Source organism: Actinomadura macrotermitis (assembly GCF_009604375.1).
Taxonomy (GTDB): Bacteria; Actinomycetota; Actinomycetes; order Streptosporangiales; family Streptosporangiaceae; genus Spirillospora; species Spirillospora macrotermitis.
In genome coordinates this window covers 394882-412325 of the sequence record NZ_WEGH01000003.1, presented here as the reverse complement: position 1 = coordinate 412325, position 17444 = coordinate 394882, and the positions used below count along the sequence as shown (strand labels likewise).

Annotated in this window: 13 protein-coding genes and 1 tRNA gene; 4 read left to right on the top strand and 10 right to left on the bottom strand. The window is 73.3% G+C overall.

All coding sequences use genetic code 11. The features are described 5' to 3' along the window. Window positions 1-220 precede the first annotated feature (220 nt). From ACRB68_RS23035 to ACRB68_RS23010, 6 genes are all read right to left on the bottom strand, one after another. Window positions 221-2152: a DNA/RNA helicase domain-containing protein gene (locus tag ACRB68_RS23035; RefSeq protein ID WP_153535830.1), complete on the bottom strand. Its 1932-nt coding sequence runs from the start codon at window positions 2150-2152 to the stop codon at window positions 221-223. Next, window positions 2149-3075, bottom strand: coding sequence for a hypothetical protein (locus ACRB68_RS23030; RefSeq protein ID WP_153535828.1), 927 nt, complete (start codon window positions 3073-3075; stop codon window positions 2149-2151). The genes ACRB68_RS23035 and ACRB68_RS23030 overlap by 4 nt, the downstream gene beginning before the upstream one ends. Window positions 3076-3404: 329 nt before the next feature. After that, window positions 3405-3480, bottom strand: a tRNA-His gene (locus ACRB68_RS23025). A 70-nt stretch (window positions 3481-3550) separates the two neighbouring features. Further along, window positions 3551-4153 carry an oligoribonuclease gene (orn, locus tag ACRB68_RS23020; protein WP_153537629.1) on the bottom strand — a complete coding sequence of 201 codons (603 nt, stop codon included), beginning with the start codon at window positions 4151-4153 and terminating at the stop codon, window positions 3551-3553. A gap of 208 nt (window positions 4154-4361) precedes the next feature. Further along, a complete protein-coding gene (locus ACRB68_RS23015; RefSeq protein WP_153535826.1) occupies window positions 4362-5150 on the bottom strand; it encodes a class I SAM-dependent methyltransferase in 789 nt (262 codons plus the stop codon). Between the two features lie 202 nt (window positions 5151-5352). Continuing rightward, window positions 5353-6000: a pyridoxamine 5'-phosphate oxidase family protein gene (locus tag ACRB68_RS23010; protein ID WP_153535824.1), complete on the bottom strand. Its 648-nt coding sequence runs from the start codon at window positions 5998-6000 to the stop codon at window positions 5353-5355. Window positions 6001-6069: 69 nt separating this feature from the next. On the opposite strand from ACRB68_RS23010, the gene pdxR reads away from it, so the two are divergent. Then, window positions 6070-7434 carry a MocR-like pyridoxine biosynthesis transcription factor PdxR gene (pdxR, locus tag ACRB68_RS23005; RefSeq protein WP_153535822.1) on the top strand — a complete coding sequence of 455 codons (1365 nt, stop codon included), beginning with the start codon at window positions 6070-6072 and terminating at the stop codon, window positions 7432-7434. Here pdxR and ACRB68_RS23000 read toward each other — a convergent pair. Next, window positions 7394-8080, bottom strand: a complete 687-nt coding sequence (locus ACRB68_RS23000; protein ID WP_194293422.1) for a hypothetical protein — start codon at window positions 8078-8080, stop codon at window positions 7394-7396. The genes pdxR and ACRB68_RS23000 overlap by 41 nt on opposite strands. 375 nt (window positions 8081-8455) lie before the next feature. On the opposite strand from ACRB68_RS23000, the gene ACRB68_RS22995 reads away from it, so the two are divergent. Further along, a complete protein-coding gene (locus tag ACRB68_RS22995) occupies window positions 8456-9547 on the top strand; it encodes a phosphotransferase family protein (RefSeq protein WP_153535820.1) in 1092 nt (363 codons plus the stop codon). Between the two features lie 7 nt (window positions 9548-9554). On the opposite strand, the gene ACRB68_RS22990 is transcribed toward ACRB68_RS22995, so the two are convergent. The 3 genes from ACRB68_RS22990 to ACRB68_RS22980 form a co-directional block, all read right to left on the bottom strand. Beyond that, entirely contained in the window at window positions 9555-11030 is a 1476-nt protein-coding gene (locus ACRB68_RS22990; RefSeq protein ID WP_153535818.1) for an RNA polymerase sigma factor, read from the bottom strand. Between the two features lie 186 nt (window positions 11031-11216). After that, a complete protein-coding gene (locus tag ACRB68_RS22985; RefSeq protein WP_153535816.1) occupies window positions 11217-12743 on the bottom strand; it encodes an RNA polymerase sigma factor in 1527 nt (508 codons plus the stop codon). A gap of 231 nt (window positions 12744-12974) precedes the next feature. Next, the gene (locus tag ACRB68_RS22980; RefSeq protein ID WP_328594629.1) at window positions 12975-15287 is read right to left on the bottom strand and encodes a substrate-binding domain-containing protein; all 2313 of its coding nucleotides are present in this window, start codon (window positions 15285-15287) and stop codon (window positions 12975-12977) included. 316 nt (window positions 15288-15603) lie between these two features. On the opposite strand from ACRB68_RS22980, the gene ACRB68_RS22975 reads away from it, so the two are divergent. Then, entirely contained in the window at window positions 15604-16596 is a 993-nt protein-coding gene (locus ACRB68_RS22975; protein ID WP_153535812.1) for an endonuclease/exonuclease/phosphatase family protein, read from the top strand. A gap of 31 nt (window positions 16597-16627) precedes the next feature. Further along, entirely contained in the window at window positions 16628-17443 is an 816-nt protein-coding gene (locus tag ACRB68_RS22970) for a TrmH family RNA methyltransferase (RefSeq protein WP_153535810.1), read from the top strand. The last annotated feature ends 1 nt before the right edge of the window (window position 17444 follow it).

Below are 17444 nucleotides of genomic sequence, written 5' to 3'. Positions count from 1 at the left end.
TTTGCGCAGGTTCTGTGTGCTGAGACGGTCGCCGTTCTTCGAGGCGCGATCCCGACGTACAGCAGAGTTTCGGTCCGGAGGGCAGGGTGAGGCGCGGCGTCGAAGTGCCTCCCGTAGACGCCGGGAGCAGGTGGGACTGCGCTCGGGCGGGCGAGAACCTCGGCAGCGGTCCAGAGCCTTTCTGATCTTATGAGGAGCGAGGGGTGCATGAGGGGTCCTCTTAGTGCCTGGTTGCGACGAGTGTGCTGAGGAAGCGCTGGGTTTCGGGATCGGTCGAGTAGATGCGGGTGGCGCGGTTGCTACGGGTGAGCAGGACCCGATAGGTGTTGAGGGCCAAGGGCAGGTACCGCTCCGGGGTCAGGTCTTTTCCCCTCATGGCGTTGTCGTGGCTGAGCCTGGGGTCGGCGTGCCAGGAACCGTTACGGCGGACCAGGTCGGGGCCGATGATGACACCGCCGTAGTCGTACTCCATGCCTTGGGCGGTGTAGATGCAGCCGACCTGCTTATGTCCTCCAGGGTCGGTGGCCCAGAAGTTGCGCGCCGGAGCGATGGTGCCGGCATCGTTGATGCGCTCACGGGCGTTCCAGGGGGCCTTCCAGCTCTGCTCGGTCCCGTCCGCCCGCGTCCAGGTGATGGCGACTTCCGGTAGAAGGCGCTGGCCGTGGCGTTCCCAGGGCCAGCAGAAGCCGGCCGTCATCCGGGCCCGTGCTCCCTTGGCGTGATGTTCTTCGATCCAGGCTTGCATGTGCGCTGGATCGGAGACGAGGGCCAGGTCGAAGTCATCACCGGTCCATGGCTGCGGAGTCTCGTACAGCAGCTGGTCGACCCAGGTCATGTAGGCGCGTGAGCCATTGGAGCGGAAGCTGCCTGCAAGTGAGATTTTCTGAACTTTGCGCCCGTAGGCTGCGGCGAACTGCTCGACCTGAGCGATAGTGACGCCTTCCTGTGGGCGGACGATCTGCCGTTCGTCCAAGAACAACACCAGGATCTGATGCTTCTTGATCAGTTTCTCCAGCTGCGTTTCCTTCGGGCTCGGTCTGCGCAGGCGCTGAGCTTCGTCCACGATGGCCAATGGCGTCTTGCCCTCCGGATGCCCCAGGTTGAGCAGGTCGCCGGGGAAGACAAAGAGGTTCTTTGCGGCGGGCGGCACGCTGCGGCGCATCTGCGCGATCAACGTGCCCGAAGGGGTTGCATAGCGCACGTCCAGGTGGCGCCGCGCCGACTCCCTCCGGAGGTTAAGGGCGAGCAGCCGGGCGGCGATCACTGTTTTCCCGCTGCCGGGTCCGCCGGTCACCACCACAACGGATCCTGCGGACTCGTGACCGGCGATCAGGTCGATGGCCCGCTGGATCCGCAGCAGAGCGTCCTGCTGATCGCCGAACAGCACGAAGGACCGGTTGCCTTGCAGCATTGTCCCGACGTTGTCCAGCAGCCGCTGCGACGGTGTCCACCGGGTCCGCGCGAACGCCGTGATCCGCTGCTCGCCAGGAGGCTGCAGATCCGTCATCTGTAATGCACCGACCAGCTGCTCCGCACTCATCTCAAGCGTCAGGTCCTCGCCGCTGAGGATCGGTATATCCCGGCAGTGCTTGTTGCAGGTGACGTGCAGCGGTTCGACCTGAGCACGAGTGGCGTTGTGCAGGAATACCACCCCGCGTATCTGCACGGCTCCGGTGCCGGCCTCGAACCAGTTGCGCAGAAAGGCCAGGTAGCCGCTCACCTGGACGGCTGGATGCGTCATCTCCAAACCGTCGGAACGGCGCACCAGCTCCGGCGACAGGACCTCCACGTCGGTCCACTGCTTCAACTCGATCACCGTCAGCGCCGGTGCCCCGTCGGGCGCGTCGGCCAGGAGCAACGCGTCGAACCTGCTGGCACCGCCCGCGGCGCTGTACTCCAGATAGATCTGCATCTGCTCCAGGCCGGCCCGGAGCAGTACGTCTATCAACGCCGGCCAGCTGAACCGCCAGCTGCGATACTCGCTGTCACCGACTTCGCCGAACCCGGCGTTCCGGTAACGCAAGGCGCATTCGCGCAGGAACTCCGGGCGCTGGAGTTGCCGGGCCAGCTCGGCTACCCGCCCCTGCCATACACATGGCACCTGCGATAACCGGTCGTCTTCAGCCTCCAGCGCTCGCCCGGTTTGCTTCATGAGGCGTCCTGCGCGACGTGCTGACGGTGCCAGGCGAAATAGTCGCTGCTGGCGGTGTCGAAGGCCAGACAGGGCTTCCCTGCCCGTTCGGCCACAGGGCCGGCCAGGCCGGGGTCGGCCAGCGCCACAGCCGTGGCCGTGATGATCCCCGATCCGTCAACGAACAGGAAGCCGTGCTCGAACAGCACGTCGCAGCCCAGCACGCACGCACCCATGATGTTGGCCAGGTCCCGGCGCTCGTTGAACGTGCAGTTGCGGCGCCGCTTGATATGCGCGGTATGGACGACCCTCGCCGGCAGCTTCAGCCCGCACAGGGAGCACTGCAGCCGCGTGGACTTGCCGAACTTGGCGTTGCGCAGTCGCTGCTGCTCTTTGCGCACCAGGGTGCGGGCCCGCTGGTCCAGGTCGCCGTCGATGTCCAGGTATCGGTCGGCGGTGTGGTCGACAAGCTCGCTATCGGCGGCCTGCTGAGTCACGGCCTCGATGACCCCGTCGACAGCGGCGGACCCTTGCTGGAGGACGGGAGCGCCCTGTTTGTTGGCCGACAGCCGCAGCGCTTCCATCGCGTCGTCGCCCAGGATCTCGCCGGTCACTCCCTCCTGGATCTCCAGGATGTTCAGCCGGATCCGGAAGGGATAGACACCGTCCGGCCATACCGGCGCGGTGTCCTGGAAGACCTTCCCGGTGATCTGGGCGACCACGAGCTGCTGGAGCCGTGCCCCTGACCACCCGCCGGCGGCCACCCGGGCATTGGGCCCCTTGTGTCCCAGAAGCAGGTAGTCGCCCGGCTGCAGACTCTCCAGTACCTGCTCGGTACCGCCTTTGGCGACGGTCTCGGCCTTCCAACCCCAGAGCGAGCGCTCGATCCCGATCTGTAAGTTCCCCTTCGACGGCGCAGGCACATAAATCAGGGCGGTAGCCATCAGCGGCCCTCCACACAACACGACTCCCGGCGGGAGTTCCGGTGATGCCGCTCCGCTGCGAAGCCACGATGGTGGAAGGCGCAGCGAGCGTACGGACGGGCTAACAGCTATCAGACACCACTGACATATCAGACATCAATGGCATTCGGCCTTGCTCCGTTCGGAGGACGGCCGAAGCGGCTCAGGGACGGCGCTCGACGGCGGCGTCTGAGCAAGATCACTCCCAGATCGCTCCCAAAATCGGACATCCGAGGGTGGGAGCTTGGCACCGGGAACGACAAAGGGCCGGGTCATCGTTACGATGACCCGGCCCTTTGTCGTTCACTGCCTGGGGTGAGTGAGGGGACTTGAACCCCCGACATCTTGGACCACAACCAAGTGCTCTGCCAGCTGAGCTACACCCACCAAGTCGCCCGGATCGCTCCCGGCTCAAGCAAGTGTAGCGGTTCCGCGGGGGTGGTACGCCCACCGTTTCTCAGGTGTCGGCGACGATGTCGGCCGCGATGGCGCGGGCCGTCTCGGAGTCGGGGCCGGGCTGGGGGACGAACACCGCCCGGCGGTAGTAGCGCAGCTCCTGGATGCTCTCGGTGATGTCGGCGAGCGCGCGGTGGCCGCCCTTCTTCTGCGGGCTGGCGAAGTAGACCCGCGGGTACCAGCGGCGGGTCAGCTCCTTGATGCTGGAGACGTCGACCATCCGGTAGTGCAGGTGGGCGTCCAGGTCCGGCATGTCGCGGGCGATGAAGGAGCGGTCGGTGGCGATGGAGTTGCCGCAGAGCGGCAGCTTCTTGGGGTCCTTCACGTGGCCGCGGAAGTAGTCCAGCACCGTCTGCTCGGCCTCGGCGAGGGTGATGCCGCCCGGGAGCGCCTCCAGCAGGCCCGAGGTGGTGTGCATGTCGCGCACGACCGGCGACATCTGGGTGAGCGACTCCGGCGGCGGCTTGATGACCAGGTCCACGCCCGCGTCGAGGATGTTCAGCTCGCTGTCGGTGACGAGCGCGGCTATCTCGATCAGGGCGTCCGCCCGCAGGTCGAGCCCGGTCATCTCGCAGTCGATCCACGCCAGCAGTTCCATGCCCATATGCCCTCTCACCTGGGAACGATCCCGGGTCGGCCAGCCGAAGAGTCCAGCGTCGCCGGGGAGGTAGGAGCCGCGTCGCGCGCCATCCCCGGCACCCGCATGTGCCCAGGCTACGGCGCGGGCGGCCGATCCACGACATCAGCCCGCACGCACGCGGGCCCCGCCGCCCGGGGAAGGCGGCGGGGCCCGCGGCGCGAGCGGGCGCGGGTCACTCCGGGACGCGCGCCACGCAGAAGACGGTCTGGCCGAACGGCGGGCGCACCAGGCGCTCGATGCCCCGGGTCAGCGGGATGACGGTCCGGTCGTAGATCTTGACCAGCCGGGGGTCGGGGTAGCCGGCGCCGCCGCGGCGGACCGCGGCCCACCAGGCGATGCCGCCGAGGAAGTTGATCGGCTTGAGCACCTCGGGGAGCAGGCCCGCCTCGCGCACCGCGGTCGACAGGGTCGCCGGGGTGTAGCGGGTGACGTGCCCGACCTTGCGGTCGAACTCCCCGTACAGCTGCATGTAGCCGGGCACCCAGATGACGATGCGGCCGCCGGGCAGGGTGACCGAGGCCAGGTCGCGCAGCGCCTGGACGTCGTCCTTGATGTGCTCCAGCACGTTCATCATCACGACGGTGTCCACCTTCTGGCGGATGTCGATGTCGGCCGGCAGCTCCAGGGCCAGCACCTCGACGTCGTCGGAGTCGGCGTAGCGGTCGCGCAGCTCGCCCACGCAGTAGGGGTCGTTGTCGCTGACGGCCAGGTAGTCCAGCCGGCCGGCGAACTGCTCGGAGAAGTGGCCGAGACCCGAGCCGATCTCCAGCAGCGAGCGGCCGACGTACGGGGCGACCATGTCGTACTCGTACTTGCGGTAGTTGCGTGCCTCGTCACCGCCCAGGTGGTTCTCCAGGGCGTCCTCGCCGGCGGCGGGCTGGACCAGCTCGCCGTCTCCCGCGGTGGGCACCGACGGCGTTGCGGCTGGGCTGCTGCCGAGGACCCTCAGCAGCGTTCCCATGACGGTCTTCTTCGGGCGTGGCGAGTCTGTGCTCTCCACCGCCTGGCGGGTACGGATCACCGGCCGAACCTCTCACCTTTGCAAGATCAATTGGGACGGTAGCGACGAAGATCTACCGAATCGACATGTGAAGCGGGCGAGAGAGCACCATTTCATGGTTGTACGGTGACCTGGAACTCCGAACGGGAACCCCGTTCGTCCGCTACCAGGACGCGAGCCCGGCCGGCACCGGGACGCCCTCGCGCAGCAGCGGGTCGGGCACGGGCTCGCCGAACGTCTGCCGGACCGGGACGACCCCCGCCCACACGTCCAGAGCATAGTCCGGCTCGTCGTCGCCGGGCGGCCCCTGCCGCACCTTGACCGAGGCCTCCGCCAGGGACAGGGCGAGGACGGACGTCGCGGCGAGCTCCTTGCCGTTCGGCCGCCGGGCGGTGTCCCAGCGGCCCGGGGACAGGGTCTCGGTGATCGCGCGCAGGCCCGCCAGCTTCTCGGCGGGGTCGGTGACCTGGCGCGGCGTCCCGTAGATCATCGCGCTGCGGTAGTTGAGTGAGTGGTGGAACAGCGAGCGGGCCAGCACGATGCCGTCCAGGTGGGTGACGGTGACGCAGATCTCCTGCCGCGCCCCGCCGCGCAGGCTGGCGGCGCCGGTGGAGCCGTGCAGGTACAGCGTCTCGCCCGCGCGCCCGTAGCCGGTCGGGATCACGCGCGGTGTGCCGTCGATCACCACGCCGAGGTGGCAGACGCGGCCGGTGTCGAGGATCTCGTGCAGGACGGCGCGGTCGGTCCCGGCGCGTTCGCGCAGGCGGCCGAGGCGGGTGCGGTCGGTGGAGGACAGGGGTGCGGTGCTCATGGCGCCTTACGCTAGGCGGGCAGTGGACTGGTGTGCAGGGCCAATCCGCGCGGATTCACGGAGACCACTTTGATCGATCTGCCCCTGGTGCTGGAGCGGGCCGGCGGGGTGCCGCTGCGGGCGCAGCTCGTCGCGCAGCTGCGCGCGGCGATGGCGGAGGGCCGGCTCGCGGCGGGCGAGCGGCTGCCGTCCAGCCGGGCGCTCGCCGGGACGCTGGCGGTCAGCCGGACGGTCGTCACCGAGGCCTACGAGCAGCTGTACGCCGAGGGCTGGCTGGAGGGCCGGCACGGCTCGGGGACCTACGTCAGCGACATCGCGCTGCCGGGCGGCGCGGCCGAGCGGCCGGCAGAGACGCCCGGGTACCTGGGCCGGGCGGCGCCGCCGGGGATGCTGGACCTGCGTCCGGGCGTGGCCTGGACGGGCGCGCTGCACACCCCGGCCTGGCGGCGGGCGTGGCGGCTGGCGGCGGACGCCGGCCTCGGCGAGCGGCCCGACGCGCGCGGCCTGCCGGGCCTGCGCGCCGCGCTCGCCGACCTGGTGCGCCGCACCCGCGGGGTGGCCTGCCCGGTGGAGCGGCTGATGGTGACGCGGGGCGCGACCAACGGGCTGGACATGCTGGCGGCCGCGCTGACGCGGCCCGGCGACCGGGTCGGGATCGAGGAGCCGGGCTACGGGCGGGCCCGGGCGGTCCTGGCGGCGCGCGGGCTGGAGGTGGTGCCGTGCCCGGTGGACGAGCACGGCCTGGTGGTGGACGCGCTGCCGGACGGCCTGCGCCTGGTCTACACCACGCCCTCGCACCAGTACCCGCTCGGCGGCGTGCTGCCGGTGCCGCGGCGGCAGGCGCTGCTGGCCTGGGCGCGCCGCAACGACGCGCTGGTGGTGGAGGACGACTACGACGGGGAGTTCCGCTTCGACGTGGCCCCGCTGCCCGCGCTGTACGGGCTGGACCCCGACCGGGTCGTCTACCTCGGCACCGCCTCCAAGATCCTCAGCTCGGCGGTCGGCGTCGGCTGGCTGGTGGCCCGGCCCGGCGTGGTCGCCGCGGTCGCGCGGCGGCGCGAGGAGGTCGCCGACCGGACCCCGGGCGTGCCGCAGGAGGCGATGCGGCTGCTGCTGGAGCGCGGCGACCTGGACCGGCACGTCCGGCGGATGCGCGGCGAGTACGCGCGCCGCCGCGCCGTGGTGGCGGAGGCCCTGGCGGGGCTGCCGCTGCGCGGCGACACCGCCGGCCTGCACCTGGTCGCCGAGCTGCCCGCCGGGCGCGCCGAGCGGGTGGCGGTGGAGGCGGCGCGGCGCGGGGTGCTGGTGGAGACGCTGGCGCGCGCGTACGCCGGCCCGCCGGCCGTGTCCGGGCTGGTGATCGGCTACGGCGCGGCGGGCGGGCCGGGCGATCTCAGGAGCGGCTGCTCGCTGGTTCGGGAACTGGCGGGTTAGCCGAGGGGGCGCGCACCGCCGCGGGCTTCGGCCGGACCGGCCGCAGCGCGGCCGGGCCCTCCCGGCCCGGTAGCGGGCGCGGCAGCGGGATGGCGGCGAGCGGGGTGTCGGGCCCGGTGATCCGCCGCACGTCGATCGCGCCGGGGTCGGGACGCTCGGCGCCGGGCGCCTGGGAGGCGCCGAAGTGGCCGCCGCGCGCCCAGTTCCGCCGGTCGCGGCCGGAATGGTAGGACTGCGGCGAGGGCAGCGGCGGCCCGGCCGGCCAGCGGCGGGCGACGCCCCAGGCGTCCAGCAGGCGGGTGATCGGGTCCAGCCCGGTCAGCAGCGAGCCGGTGAACGGCGTGCGGGCGAAGCCGACCACCACGATCTGCGCGCAGACGCGGCCCTCCCGGTCGACGCCGTCGCCGAGCCGCAGGCCCGCGCGGGTCACCGGCAGCAGCTGGATCGTCTCACCGGTGACCGGGTTCCACACCAGGTGCGCCGGCCGCTCCTCGCGGATCAGGTCGGCGGCCACCGACCGGGCCGACACGGCCCGCGGGTCGGATTCGCTGGTGAACCAGACGGCGCGGGGCGCGCCTCCCCGCAACGCCCCGCCGTCGTGTCGTGCCGGCATGCGCGCGGCGCCCGGTAGCCATGCGTCAGCCACGGTCCATCCCCCCACTCGGGTGGACCAGCCCCCCGAACTGGTCTGCTTCCTCGTTCGTAGCCCAGCCGGACCTGGAAGTCCAGCGGGCACGTTTCTTGGTGTTCGTGCTTTAGGTCCCACCCTGGCCCTGTGTGGGGCCCTTTGCGTAGCCTTTCGGGCGGATGAATCCGCCGGATGGGCCCGCCCGTGCACCCGGACCGGGCGCCGGCCGCCGCCGGAACGGTGTTCCCGCAGGTGAACGCGTATTTCCCCGGCCCGGCGGGTAGGTGTCGTGCTGTGGCCGGAAGTGGACGGAGCGTCACCGGCCCCGCCGGTAAACCGATCGGCGGGGGTGGGCTTCCCAGGTCATACCGAGCCGCGTTCTAATAGGGCCCCATGACCGTTGACGCTGAACTTCCGGCCGGGGTCCCCGGCATCGACGTCCCCCGCCTGGCGGAGTGGCTGGCCCGCGCGCTGCCCGGCGCCGGCCGGATCACCGCGATCGACCTCATCGCGGGCGGCCGCTCCAACCTGACCTACGGGATCACGCTGGCCGGCGGCGACCGCGACCGGATCGTGCTGCGCCGCCCGCCGCTCGGGCACGTCCTGCCGACCGCGCACGACATGGGCCGCGAGTACCGGGTGCTGGCGGCGCTCGGCGCGGCGGGCGGGGTGCCGGTCCCCGAGACGCTGGCGTTCTGCGACGACGACGCCGTCATCGGCGCCCGCTTCTACCTCATGGGCTTCGTCGAGGGCCGGGTGCTGCGGACGGCGGAGGACGCCGCCGGCCTCACCCCCGCCCAGGCCCGCGGCCTCAGCGAGCGCCTCGCCGAGGCCCTCGCGGCGGTGCACACGGTGGACGTGGACGCCGCCGGGCTCGGCGGCTTCGGGCGCCCCGAGGGGTACATGGCCCGCCAGCTGAAGCGCTGGGGCAAGCAGTGGGACTCCTCGCAGGAGGCGATCGGCGCCGCCGGGGCCGTCCACGAGGTGCCCGGATACGACCGCCTCGTCGCGCGCCTCGCCGAGCGGCTCCCGGCCGACGCCCCGGCCCGGCTGGTGCACGGCGACTTCCGGCTGGACAACGCGCTGGCCCGGCTGGAGCCGCGGCCGGAGATCGCCGCCGTCGTCGACTGGGAGATGTCCACGCTCGGCGACCCGCTGTCCGACCTCGGCCTCACCCTCGTCTACTGGGCCGAGCCCGGCGACGAGGACCCGCTGCCGGTCGGCGCGACGATCACCGCCGCGCCCGGCTTCTTCACCCGCCGCGAGTTCGCCGGGCGCTACGCCGAGCTGACCGGGTTCGACCTGGCCGGCCTGGACTTCTACGTGGCGTTCGCCTGCTTCAAGCTGGCGGTGATCCTGGAGGGGATCCACGCCCGCTTCCTGCAGAAGGCCACCGTCGGCGAGGGCTTCGACCAGATCGGCGCCGCGGTGCCGCTGCTGGTCGGGCGCGCCCACCGCATCCTGGACTCGGGCTCGCCCTGGTAGCGGGGCCTCAGCAGTAGGCGACGGGCGCGGTGCCGCCGGGGGAGAACCGCACCGCGCCGTGCCGGCCGCCCCAGCAGAACATGCCGGTCCGCGCGACCGTCACCGCGGCGCTCTGCCCGTCCCGCAGGTGCCCCGACCCGCCCGCCGACAGCTGGCCGGAGACCTCGGCGACCTGCCAGTCCACCGGGCCGCCGACGGCGGTGACGGTGACCGTGCAGGAGTGGCCGCCGCCCATGTCGCAGCCGATGACGTTCAGGCTCCCCGGCGCCGGGCGGGGCGCCGGCGTGCTGGAGGTGGGCACGGGACCGGGCGCCTTGACGGTCGGGCCGCCGGACGGTCTGCGCTTCGGCGGCTTGCGGGTACGGGAGGGCGAGGGCGTGGGAGAGGCGCTCGCCGCCCGGCGCGTCGTCCGCGGCGCGGTGGGCGACGCGGACGGCTCATCGCTGATCAGCGGCCCGCTGCGGCGGGTCGGCCGCGGCTCGGGGGCGGCCGAGCCGGTCGGCTCGCCGCCGTCGAAGATCGTCAGGGAGCCCGCGATCAGCGCGACGGCGGCCAGCCCGCCGCCGACGGCCGTCAGGATCCGGCCCCGGCGGTGCCCCACCGGGCGCTCGCGGGCCGGCCCCGGCCGGTAGGGGAGCGGCCGCCCGGCCTCGTCGAACGGCTCGGCGAGGGCGGCGACGGCGCGGCGGTTGTCCGCGCGGTCGGGGGCGGTCGCGGCCGTCAGCACGTCCAGCCGCAGGTCGGCCGGGACCGCCGCGATCGGCAGCACGGCCAGCAGCCGGTCGAGGGGCAGGGCCGGCACCTCGTGCGCGCTGCACACGGGACAGCCGTGCACGTGGCGGGGCAGCGAGCGCGCGCGCTCGGGCTGCAGCGGCCAGGCCCCGGTGAGCGCGGCGAGGCTGGGGCAGTCCTCCCAGTGCAGATGCGCGACCAGGACGGCCCGGGTCGCCTCCTCCAGGTCCCGCCGGGCGTCGCTCAGCAGCTGCATGGCCTCGGCGGGCGGGATGCCGAAGATGCCCGCGAGGTCCACCGCGTCCAGTTCGTGGCGGCCCGTCAGGTCGATGGCCTCGCGCTGCCGCCCGTCGAGCGCGGCGAGCGCGCTGTGCGCGATCAGCCGCCGCTCGGCGCGGCGCGCGCGCTGCTCCTCGCTCAGGTCGTCCTCGCCGACCTCCGGCGCGGTCTGGCCCAGGTGCCGGCTGGGGTTGTCGCGGCGCCGCATGCACTCCTTGCGGGCGAGGGCGTACAACCAGCCGCGCAGCCGCTCGGGCTCACGCAGGTTGCCGACGTGCTCGCGCGCCGCGATGAGGCAGTTGCGCAACGCCCCGGCCGCCTCCACGCGGTCGCGCAGCAGGCCGTGGCAGTAGTCGAACAGGTACGGCGCATAGGTGTCGTAGACCTCGCTCAGCGCGATGACGTCACCGGCACGCAGGGCAGCCGCCAGACGTGGGTCGTCGAACCGACCCGAATCGGGACCACCGGACACGAGACTCCTCCAGGCGTTGGGGACGCTCCGGCTGCCTGATCTTGCCACCTGGAATCGGGTGTTTCCGGCGTTTGGCTGTTTCGGGGGTGGTCGGCGGGCGGTTTCGCCCGCGCTGACCACCGGTTTCCCATGAATGTGAGGTGAATCGCGTTTGAAGTGTCCGATCGTGGAGACGCGCGATCGGTCCTACGGCTTCGGCTGCGGCTTCGGCTGCGGACAGGTCCAGAAGACCTCCGCGGAGCCGCCCGGGGAGAAGGTGACCGTGCCGCTCCCGCCCTGCGCGTCCGCCGAACAGTCGACGCTGCGGGCGGCCGTGACCGCCGCGGTGCCGCCCGCGCGCAGCCGCCCCCCGCCGCTCGCGGTCACCCCGGCGGCGCCGGTGACCGCCCAGGTCACCGGGCCGCCGACGGCGCGCACGGTGATGCCGCAGGTGGTCGCGCCCTCGGGGATCGTGCAGCCGTTCACCACCAGCGTGCCCGGCGCCGTCGGCTCGGGCGTCCGCGAGGCGTGGGGCGGCTTGCGCGTCGGCGTCCGGTGCGGGGTGGGCGTCGGGCTGGTCGTGGTGGGGGTCGGCGTCGGGGACGTCGTGGACGGCGTGGGCGTCGGTGTGGCCGACGGGGTCGGCTCCGGGCGGTCGGTCTCGCCGTCGGTGGCGGACGGGTCGGCGGCCGGCGCCGAGGTGGCCGGCGACTGCGCGCCCGCCTCCTTGCCCGGTCCGCCCGGCATCAGCATGAACGCGCCCGTCACCAGGAGCATGACGACCGCGGCGGCGGCGATGGCCGGCAGCAGCCGGGGCGGGACGTGGCCGCCGCGGCTCCGGGGCGCCTCGCCCGGCTCCAGCGGGACCGGCCACCCCCGCTCGTCGAACGGCTCGGCCCGCAGCACGGCCGCGTGCAGCGTCTCGGCCCGGGCCGGGTCGGCCGCGGTCGCCAGGATGCGGTCGCGCACGTTCAGCGGCATGAGCGCGACCGGCAGCACCTGCAGCAGCCGCGCCGTCGACACCGTGCGGTCGCGGCGCTCGCCGCAGACCGGGCAGGTCCCGATGTGCCGGACGAGCTTGCGCACCGTGGCCGGCGGGAGCGGCGACTCGCCGCCTCCGGCGGCGTCGCCCGCGATGGCCGCCGCGCCCGGGCAGCCGTCCTGGCCGCCGCGCGCGATCAGCGCGGCGGCGAGCGCGTCGTCCAGCCGGGCCCGGGCCGCGCCGACCAGCTCGGTGGCCTGCTGGGCGGGCAGCCCGAGCACGTCGCCGATCTCGGCGGGGTCCAGGCCGTGCCGGGCCAGCAGGTCCAGCGCCTCGCGCTCGCGGCCGCGCAGCCCGGCGAGGGCGCCGTGCACCAGCCGCCGGGTCTCCAGCCGCTGCGCCCGCTCGGGCCCGTCCAGGAACATGTCCTCGACCTCGGGCGCCTCGTGCCGCTCGGCCGGACGGGCGGGATCGCGCAGATGGCGCAGGCACTCGTTGCGCACCAGCGCGTACACCCAGGAGCGGAAACGGCCGGGGCGCTGCAGCAGCGCGGCGTGCGCGCACGCGCCGAGCAGGGCGTCGTGCAAGGCCACGGCCGCCGCGTCCTGGTCGCGCAGCAGCGCGTGGCAGTAGTCGTACAGCCGGGCCGCGTAGCGGTCCACGAGCCGGGACAGGGCGCCGGGATCGCCTGCGGCCAGCGCGTGCGCGAGCCGTTCGTCGTCCAGGCGGTCGAGACTTGGCCAAGCGGACACAAGGTCCTCCCCGCGAGCTGAGATCAGCCATCACAGGCTCTGAGAAAAACAGAAAGGGAAGCGGTGCTTCGCGCCTTCTCCCGCCGGCCCCCGGGGTCCGGGCCGTTCCCTGTCGCGGGTCAGGGAGGAGAAGAGGTCGGAGGCCCGACGGCCCCGCTCCCCGTCGGGCCTCCACTAGATGGACGGCCGGCCCGCCCGTCCGGTTGACACCGGACGGGCGGAAATTTCCGGCTACTGCTTGATCCGGCGCGACAGCATCTTCAGGAAGATCTTGGAGATCTCCTGCGGCGTCGAGGCGACCTGCACGCTGCCGTTGGTGACCCCGGCGATCTTCTCCAGCTCGCCGCGGTCGACGCCCGGGCCGAACCCGATCATGTTGACCTGGATCGGCTTGTTCGGGTCGGTCTCCTTGCGCAGCCTGGCCAGCGTCTCGTTCAGCGTCGGGCCGCCCTTGTCGTCGTTGGCGCCGTCGGTGAGCAGCAGGATCGAGTTGCCGAACTCGGGCTTGTAGCTGCGCTTCATGTACTTGTAGGCGGCGAGCACGCTGTCGTACAGGCCGGTGTCGCCGGTCGGCTTCGGCTGCAGCTGCCCGAGCTGCGACAGCACCAGGTTGCGCCGGCTGGTCGAGCCGATCCGCTCGTTCAGCGGGCCGACCGACACGACCTCGCGGTAGTCCAGGTCGCCGCGCATCTTGGTGGAGAACTGCCAGATGCCGAGCTCGGTGTCGTCGGACATCATGGTCAGGCCGCCCTGCGCGACGCGGGCCGTCGCCTGCAGCCGGGTGGTGTTCGGCGCGACCTGCTCCGACATCGAGCCCGACACGTCGATCAGCGTCAGGATGCGCAGGCCGAGCGACAGCTTGGACCACGCCTGCATGACCTGCGCGACCTCGGCCGGCCGCGGCGCGGTGAGCTGGCGCGGCCGCGCCGGGCTGACGCCGAGCTTGGCCCCGAACGAGGCGGGCGCCTTGCCCTCGGGCGAGCGGAAACCGAGGTCGCGCACCTCGGTGCGGGTGGTCTCGGTGTTCATGGCCTGCTCGAGCAGCTGCGCGGCCTTGGCCTTGTCGCCGTCGTCGGTGGTGACGGTGAAGGGGTAGTCCTGCATCATCGTGCCCTCGATGGGGTACAGCGCGACCGCCGGCTCGGCCGGCCCGGTCTTGTTGTACTGCCACACCGCCTGCTCGGAGGCGAACGCGACCGGCTGCCTGCCGGGCCGGTTCTTGCGGAACAGCTTGAACTGGTCGGCCACCGTCGGCACGGTCGCCTCGCGGATCGTCCGGACGATGCCGGTGAAGATCGACTCGCGGTTCGGGTCGTTGGTCAGCAGCGCGTTGGTGACCATCAGCGCGGTCATGCCGGCCGCGTTGGTGGACGGCTCGGGCACCAGCAGCCGGACCGTGCCGGGCTGGATCATCTGGTTCTTGGTGACGCCGCCGCCCGCCGTGCCGCCGGCGGCCTTCAGCAGGTTGTCCCACGAGGGCGTGGTGGTCACGCCCTCCTGCTTCAGCCGCCCGGCCAGGGTCTGCGGCAGCGCGATGACCAGCGGGCTCGCCGCGACCGAGGTCTTGGTGGAGCGGACGGCGTCCTTGCCCTTCGGCGAGCTGCGCACCAGCGAGGCCCACATCGAGGAGTCGGGGATCCACACGTCCGGCCGCTTGTTGCCGTCGGTCGGCACGCCCTGCCCCGACAGCAGCGTCGCCACGGACGCCGCCGGGACCTTGGTCACCACGGCCTTGACGCACTTGCCGGAGACCTTGTGCTTGGCGTCGTTGAACCGGCCGGCCGCCTTGGTCACCACGGGCTCGATGTCGGGGGCGGCCGACACGCCGAGGGCGATCGCGCCGTCGCCGTCGCAGTCGCCGCCGCCCTCGGCGAAGGCGTAGACGCCGACGCCGAGCAGCAGCGCGAGGCCGACCGCGCCCGCCATCGGGCCGATCAGCGCGGCCGCGCTGCGCTTCTTCTTGCGGCGGCCGTACTCGCCGCTGCCGCCGCCGTAACCGCCCGAACCACCCGGGCCGCCGCCGTAGTCGCCGCCGCCCGAACCGCCCGCGCGGCCGCCGAAGAAGCCGGCCGGCCGCTCGTCGGAGCGGGAGACGGTGTCGTAGTCGCCGTAGCCGCCGGACGCGGCGGAGGCCGCGCCCGCGCCGAAGGCCGCGGCCTCGGCGTCGCCGGGCCGCCGGACGCCCTCGCCGTAGCGGTCGTCGCCGGCCGCGCCCTGCGGGACCGGCCGGCCGAGGCCGTAGCCGCCCGCGTCGGAGGCGCCGCTGAAACCGCCCGCGCCGTACGCCGGCTCCTCGCCCGGACCGCGCGGGGTGAACCACTCGGGCGTCTCGGAGGACTCGCCGGGGCCGGGGACCTGCTGCGCGCCGGACGCGCCGGGCGGCGGGACGCCGGGACCGGGGGTCACCGGCGGGCTCTGGCTGTCGCGTGGACCGAACCAGTCGGAAGACCCGTCGTTGGCAGGGCCGAAGAGAGGCCGGGACGGATCGTGCTCGCCGTCGCCCGGCGTCCCCTCGGGGAAGTCATTGCGATGACGTCCGCTCACGGCTGTCCTCGTTTCACCAGAAACCCATCGATGTTCCCCGGCACTGTAGTAGTACGAACGAGAGGTTACAAAGAACTCAAAAATGATAATGACGCAGGTCATCAGCGTATCGCTCGATGATCATGGCAGCCGGGGGGCCGGTGACCGTCCGCGATCACGATGCGACGGCCCGGCGCGGCAACTCCGCGGACCGCCCGGACGTCAGTATTCCTGGGGATGTACGGGCCCGGGGCCGCGCGCGCAGGGGCGCCGGGCGGCGGGCCCGGACGAGGGGGCGAGCCTGATGGACGACGACGGCGCACGGCCGGGAAAAAACTTGCCCGGGCGCTCCGCGCGATGGCGGACCGCGGCGGCCTGGACCGGCGTCGCCGCCTGGGGGACCTGGGCCCTGGTCCGGTTCGCGGGCGGCGACCGGCTGCCCGGCGTCGGGGCGCTGACCGCCCCCGCCCTCGCCCTCACCCCCTACGCGGCAGCCGCCGCGCCGCTGCCGGTCCTGGCCGCCCTGCTGCTGCGCCGCCGCCGGGCCGCCCTCGCGGGGGTGCTCGTCGCGGGTACCCTCGCCGCCGCCGTGCTGCCCCGGGCCTTCGGCGGCGGCGAACCCCCGGCGCGCGGGCCGGTGTTCCGGGTGCTGACGGCGAACCTGATGTTCGGCGAGGCCGACCCGGCGCGGCTGATCGACCTCGTCCGCCGCACCGGCGCCGACGTGCTCAGCCTCCAGGAACTCCCGCCCGAGGCCGTCGCCCGCTACGAGCGGGCCGGGCTCACCGCGCTGCTGCCGAACAAGGTCGTGGACGCCCGCTGGGGCGCCGCCGGGTCGGGCCTGTACTCCCGCCACCCGCTGCGCGCCCTGCCGCCGCTCGCCCGGACCCAGATGGCCATGCCGTCGGCCGAGCTGACGCTGCCCGGCGGCCGCCGCGTCGAGATCACCGCCGTGCACCCCGTCCCGCCCATCTCGGCCGAGTCGCTGCACGACTGGAAGCGCGACCTCGGCGAGCTGCCGGCCGCCCACCCGGCGGACATGGCCGCGGGCGCCGCCGCGACGGCCGCGCCGGTGCGCATCCTGGCGGGCGACTTCAACGCCACCCTCGACCACGCCACGCTGCGCCGGGTGATCGGCCGCGGCTACGCCGACGCCGCCGACCGCGCGGGCGCCGGGCTGGTCCCGACCTGGGGGCTGGCCGACCCGAGGCCGCCGCTCACCATCGACCACGTCCTCGCCGACCGGCGCTGCGCCGTCCGCGCCGTCTCCGTGCACGACCTGCCCGGCAGCGACCACCGCGCGGTGTTCGCCGAGCTCCGGCTGCCCTGACCATGGGCGTTCCGCCCCCACAATGGAGGGCATGGCCCGCCTGGTTCCCGTCACCGACCCCGCCGACCCGCGCCTCGCCGACTACGTGTCGCTGCGCGACGTGAACCTGCGCAAGAGCCTGGAGGCCGAGCACGGGCTGTTCATCGCCGAGGGGGAGAAGGTCATCCGGCGCGCCGCCCGCACCGGCTTCCCGCCCCGCTCGTTCCTGATGGCCGAACGCCGGGTCGCGCCGCTCGCCGATCTGCTGGACGGCCTGGACGCGCCCGTCTACGTCGCCGACGACGCGACGGTGGAGGCCGTCGCCGGGTTCCCGGTGCACCGCGGCGCGCTCGCCTCGATGCGCCGGCTGCCGCCCCCGCCGGTGCCGGAGGTGCTGGCGGGCGCCCGGCGCGTCCTGGTCCTGGAGGACCTGGTCGACCACGCCAACGTCGGCGCGATCTTCCGCTGCGCGGCGGCCCTCGGCGTCGACGCCGTCGTGCTGTCGCCGCGCTGCGCCGACCCGCTGTACCGGCGCTCGATCAAGGTGTCGATGGGCGCGGTCTTCGCCGTCCCCTACGCCCGGATGACCGGCTGGCACGACGGGCTCGCCGTGCTGCGCGACGCGGGGTTCACGCTGCTGGCGCTCACCCCCGACCAGGCCGCCGTCCCGCTGGACGAGGCGCCGGCGGGCGAGCGCGTCGCGCTGCTGCTCGGCTCCGAGGGCGACGGGCTGACCTCGCGCTGGCTCGCCGAGGCCGACGCGCCGGTCTGCATCCCGATGAGCGCCGGCGCCATGGCGAACGGCGTGGACTCCCTCAACGTGGTCGCCGCCGCCGCGATCGCCTGCCACGCCCTCACGCGTTCGTGAC

Excerpts from the sequence above, each read along its gene's own strand:
- ACRB68_RS22995 (WP_153535820.1), top strand. The coding sequence starts at position 8,456 with ATGACCGTTGACGCTGAACTTCCGGCCGGGGTCCCCGGCATCGACGTC.
- ACRB68_RS23015 (WP_153535826.1), bottom strand. The coding sequence starts at position 5,150 with ATGGGAACGCTGCTGAGGGTCCTCGGCAGCAGCCCAGCCGCAACGCCG.
- ACRB68_RS23030 (WP_153535828.1), bottom strand. The coding sequence starts at position 3,075 with ATGGCTACCGCCCTGATTTATGTGCCTGCGCCGTCGAAGGGGAACTTA.
- ACRB68_RS23010 (WP_153535824.1), bottom strand. The coding sequence starts at position 6,000 with ATGAGCACCGCACCCCTGTCCTCCACCGACCGCACCCGCCTCGGCCGC.
- orn (WP_153537629.1), bottom strand. The coding sequence starts at position 4,153 with ATGGGCATGGAACTGCTGGCGTGGATCGACTGCGAGATGACCGGGCTC.
- ACRB68_RS23035 (WP_153535830.1), bottom strand. The coding sequence starts at position 2,152 with ATGAAGCAAACCGGGCGAGCGCTGGAGGCTGAAGACGACCGGTTATCG.
- ACRB68_RS22970 (WP_153535810.1), top strand. The coding sequence starts at position 16,628 with ATGGCCCGCCTGGTTCCCGTCACCGACCCCGCCGACCCGCGCCTCGCC.